7 protein-coding genes are annotated in these 4648 nt (G+C 48.5%); 6 read left to right on the forward strand and 1 reads right to left on the reverse strand.

What is annotated here, in order from left to right; translation table 11 throughout:
* The 5 genes from AB7E14_RS20745 to AB7E14_RS20765 form a co-directional block, all read left to right on the forward strand.
* On the forward strand, positions 1-875 hold an 875-nt coding region (locus AB7E14_RS20745; RefSeq protein ID WP_428169882.1), incomplete at its 5' end, for an efflux RND transporter permease subunit.
* 511 nt (positions 876-1386) lie between these two features.
* Complete coding sequence (gene tomB / locus AB7E14_RS20750; RefSeq protein WP_042324455.1) at positions 1387-1761, forward strand: Hha toxicity modulator TomB; 375 nt, start codon at positions 1387-1389, stop codon at positions 1759-1761.
* Positions 1762-1788: 27 nt separating this feature from the next.
* Positions 1789-2007, forward strand: coding sequence for an HHA domain-containing protein (locus AB7E14_RS20755; protein WP_001280991.1), 219 nt, complete (start codon positions 1789-1791; stop codon positions 2005-2007).
* Positions 2008-2183: 176 nt separating this feature from the next.
* Positions 2184-2735, forward strand: a complete 552-nt coding sequence (gene maa / locus AB7E14_RS20760) for a maltose O-acetyltransferase (protein ID WP_044327283.1) — start codon at positions 2184-2186, stop codon at positions 2733-2735.
* Positions 2736-2848: 113 nt separating this feature from the next.
* Complete coding sequence (locus tag AB7E14_RS20765; protein WP_044327284.1) at positions 2849-3319, forward strand: YlaC family protein; 471 nt, start codon at positions 2849-2851, stop codon at positions 3317-3319.
* A 49-nt stretch (positions 3320-3368) separates the two neighbouring features.
* Here the strand turns inward: AB7E14_RS20765 and ykgO are convergent, their stop codons facing one another.
* Positions 3369-3509 carry a type B 50S ribosomal protein L36 gene (gene ykgO, locus AB7E14_RS20770; RefSeq protein WP_003859006.1) on the reverse strand — a complete coding sequence of 47 codons (141 nt, stop codon included), beginning with the start codon at positions 3507-3509 and terminating at the stop codon, positions 3369-3371.
* Between the two features lie 222 nt (positions 3510-3731).
* On the opposite strand from ykgO, the gene AB7E14_RS20775 reads away from it, so the two are divergent.
* On the forward strand, positions 3732-4648 hold a 917-nt coding region (locus AB7E14_RS20775; RefSeq protein WP_428169883.1), incomplete at its 3' end, for a CSS-motif domain-containing protein.

The following is a 4648-nucleotide window of genomic DNA, read 5'->3' on the forward strand; positions in this document are numbered from 1 at the left end:
TGAACGACTTTATCGACCGCGGTCGTGTGAAGAAAGTTTACGTCATGTCCGAAGCCAAATACCGTATGTTGCCGGAAGATATCGGTAACTGGTATGTGCGCGGCAGCGATGGTCAAATGGTGCCATTCTCAGCCTTCTCGTCTTCACGCTGGGAATACGGTTCACCGCGTCTGGAACGCTATAACGGTCTGCCTTCTATGGAGATCTTAGGTCAGGCGGCACCGGGTAAGAGTACCGGTGAAGCGATGGCAATGATGGAGCAGTTGGCCAGTAAGCTGCCATCCGGTATCGGCTACGACTGGACGGGGATGTCCTACCAGGAACGTCTGTCGGGTAACCAGGCCCCTGCCCTGTATGCCATCTCACTGATTGTCGTCTTCCTGTGTCTGGCGGCGTTGTATGAGAGCTGGTCGATTCCGTTCTCCGTTATGCTGGTGGTTCCGCTGGGGGTAATTGGTGCGCTGTTAGCGGCCACTTTCCGCGGTCTGACCAACGACGTTTACTTCCAGGTGGGCCTGCTCACAACCATTGGGTTGTCGGCGAAGAACGCGATACTGATCGTCGAATTCGCCAAAGATCTGATGGATAAAGAGGGCAAAGGCCTGATTGAAGCGACGCTGGATGCGGTTCGTATGCGTTTACGTCCGATCCTGATGACCTCTCTGGCGTTCATTCTGGGCGTTATGCCACTGGTTATCAGCTCCGGTGCCGGTTCCGGCGCGCAGAACGCCGTAGGTACTGGCGTAATGGGTGGGATGGTCACCGCAACGGTTCTGGCTATCTTCTTCGTCCCGGTTTTCTTTGTGGTGGTACGCCGCCGCTTCAGCCGGAAAAGTGAAGATATTGAACACAGCCATTCCGTAGAACATCGCTGATGCTCATCTGATAAAAGGCCGCGCAAGCGGCCTTTTTTTCGAATGAAATCAGCAAAAGGGCTTATTGATACCTTGTTGACTTTTGGTTGTAGATAATAAAGGTTATAATCCATAAGAGGATGAAGGCTATTTCTGGCCATTTGGCTTATGGCTTATTCCCTGCTTAACCACTCATTATTAAGACAATTCCTGGGGGGCATCCGTTTCTGGTTTCGTGCCGGAGGTAAGCGACGAGGATGGAAAGAGGGGATAATCTGATGAATTTCAAAATAATCACGTAATTATCTCATTTCGGAATGGGCTGGCGACATGCTATAATGAGAAAAATCCACAAACCTTCACTTTCTCTCATATTACATTAATTGTAATTTTTCGTAATATAACGATGAAATCTTTTTTAGAGTAGATTATAGTTAAATCATCAAGCGTAGAAGGCAAGTACCAGGTCAGTTAGTTGTACCCATCCCGAAAGGTGTTCGGTTAGTTCAAGCCACTAAGAAGGGGATGCGTTATGGATGAATACTCACCCAAAAGACATGATATAGCGCAGCTTAAATTTCTTTGTGAAACGCTTTATCACGACTGTCTTGCAAACCTTGAAGAAAGCAATCATGGCTGGGTAAACGACCCAACCTCGGCGATCAACCTTCAACTCAACGAACTGATAGAGCATATTGCAACCTTCGCACTTAATTATAAAATTAAGTATAATGAGGACAATAAGCTGATTGAGCAGATTGATGAATATCTGGACGACACATTTATGTTGTTCAGCAGTTATGGCATTAATGCGCAGGATCTGCAGAAATGGCGGAAATCAGGTAATCGCTTGTTCCGCTGCTTTGTGAATGCCACCAGAGCTAACCCTGTTAGTTTATCTTGTTAAAAATTATTACAATCATAGGTAAGATTTATGTCCGATAAACCATTAACTAAAACTGATTATTTGATGCGCTTGCGACGCTGTCAGACAATTGACACGCTTGAACGCGTGATTGAGAAAAATAAATATGAATTATCTGACAATGAATTGGCTGTATTTTACTCAGCCGCCGATCACCGTCTTGCAGAATTGACGATGAATAAACTTTACGACAAGATCCCCTCCTCCGTCTGGAAATTCATTCGTTAATTTGATTACTGAATATCAGGAAATACGGATGTTTTCCTGGGGAACATTTATCTTATTTGCAATAACAATAGCATGGCTATTGTGACTTCTGTCACGGTATAGTTCAGGGATCGTTCCCTGATTAACGCAGACCCTCTACTGTATTGCCTCACCAGTGAACAGGCAGAGAGCGCAGAATGAGTGAAGAGAAGCGTAAAATGATAGCGGGTGAACGGTATCACCCGGCAGATGAGACTCTGCGCCATGACCGATTGCAGGCGCGTCGGTTCGTTCACCGCTACAATCACACCGCCCCGGATGAAAAGGCCGAACGCCTGGCTATTCTCCACGCCCTGTTAGGTCAGTGCGACCGCCCCTACATCGAGCCGTCATTTCGCTGTGACTACGGTTACAATATCTTCCTGGGTAAAGACTTTTACGCCAACTTCGACTGCGTCATGCTCGACGTCTGTCCCATTATTATTGGTGATAACTGCATGCTGGCTCCCGGCGTTCATATCTATACCGCCACGCATCCGCTGGATGCGACAGAACGCAATAGCGGACTGGAGTTCGGCAAACCCGTCACGATTGGCAATAATGTCTGGATTGGTGGGCGTGCGGTCATTAATCCCGGCGTCAGCATTGGTGACAATGTGGTGGTTGCCTCCGGCGCCGTAGTGACCAAAAGCGTACCCGCCAACGTCGTGGTGGGGGGTAATCCAGCACGGATTATTAAAACACTGTAAATAGAATTGTAACTGTTATGCTAAATTGTGGTTAATCTGTTACTTTTTTCAGGCTAATCGCCCACTTAAAATAGGGCGTTCCCCTGTAAGTTGCGAAATCACGAAGGCAAAAAATGACAGAAATACAACGCCTGCTCACTGAAACCATCGACGATCTAAATGTGCGTGAGAAGCGCGATAATAAGCCCCGCTTTAGCATCAGCTTTATTCGTAAACATCCAGGCCTGTTTATCGGGATGTATGTTGCGTGGTTTGCCACGCTGGCGGTCATGCTGCAATCAGAAACGCTGGTTGACTCCGTCTGGCTGCTGGTGGTGCTGTTTATCATCCTCAACGGTTTTTTCTTTTTTGATGTCGCCCCGCGCTATCGCTATGAAGATATCGACGTACTGGATTTCAGGGTGTGTTACAACGGCGAGTGGTACAACACCCGCTTTGTGCCTCCTACACTGATTAGCACCATCCTTCACTCCCCGGACGTTGACGATGAACGCAAAGCGCAATTACAGAAGATGCTGACGCGTAAAGGCGAACTGTCGTTTTACGATATCTTCACTCTTGCCCGCGCAGAAGCCACACCATAGCCAATTGGTATTGCCGGATAGACTTTCCCTCTATCCGGCCCTCTTCTCTCTAACGCCGTTTTTTCCTTCCCTGTACCGCTTTGAAACGCGGGTTGCTCTTACAAATCACATATAAACGCCCTTTCCGCTTTACGATCTGACAGTCGGGATGGCGCTGCTTTGCGCTACGTAATGAATTCAAGACCTGCATGATATCCTCATCAGCGTTGATATTATGTTATAATATAACATTACTCTATCGCTGAACGCATGACAGTTCAATCCTTTCCGCATTAACGCGCGTTCTTTTGCATTGAAGACGGCGAAAAGTCGGACTCCCCACAAAAAAATCTGCAGATTAACGACATCATTTACAGGGCTTTTTTCCCGATCGGATATACTTTCTCTACAATGCGTTATTAAGGATATTTGCGTGAGAACACGACATCTGGTCAGTCTGGTAACAGGAGTGCTTATCCTCGCCGTATTGGTTCCGGTCGGTTTGAGTGTCTGGCTCGCTCATCGCCAGGTCGAAAAGAAATTCATCGAGGAGCTGGATACCTACTCATCGCGCGTCTCTGAACGTACTGAACGCGTGGTGGCCCAGGCAAAACAGGCATTACAGCAGATTAACGCCGTGAACAGCGCACCGTGCTCGCGTGAACACTTACTGGCGATGCGGAGACTTTCCTTCAGCTATCGCTATGTCCAGGAAGTACTGTATCTGCGAAACAACATACCACGCTGTTCCTCTCTGGAGCAGGAAAGTTATACGTCGGCCTTCCCGCCGCCCATGAAAATCACTAACGATGGCTACCGCGCCTGGTTTACCGCGCATAACGATCTGGGGATCGAGCGTTACATGGCAGCACTGGGCTATGGCGACTATATCGTGATGATTGATCCCGCCTCTTTTATCGACGTGGTTCCTTTTGGCGCCTGGCAGATCGATGTCGCGATTATTGGCGTAAAACGCAATACCGTCATTGCCAGCAGCAGCGCGCTCGCACCGAATATTCTGCAATTTACTCAGGAAACCACGCCTCGCCACATGGAAAGTCATGGCATTATTTATGAGATTCGCCCTTTCCCGGAGATGGGCATTACCATTGTCAGTTGGGCGTCGACCCTCCCACTACAAAAAATCTGGTACCGGCAGGCGCTGATCTGGGTTCCCGCCGGCACTCTGATCGGTCTGCTGGCCGCCGCCTTTATTTTGCGCATTCTGCGCCGTCTCCAGTCACCCCATCACCGATTGCAGGATGCCATCAATAACCGCGATATTAAGGTCCATTATCAGCCTATTGTGTCACTCAGCACCGGCAAAATCGTAGGGGCGGAAGCGCTGGC

Source organism: Citrobacter sp., from assembly GCF_050252275.1.
Classification (GTDB): Bacteria; Pseudomonadota; Gammaproteobacteria; order Enterobacterales; family Enterobacteriaceae; genus Citrobacter_A; species Citrobacter_A amalonaticus.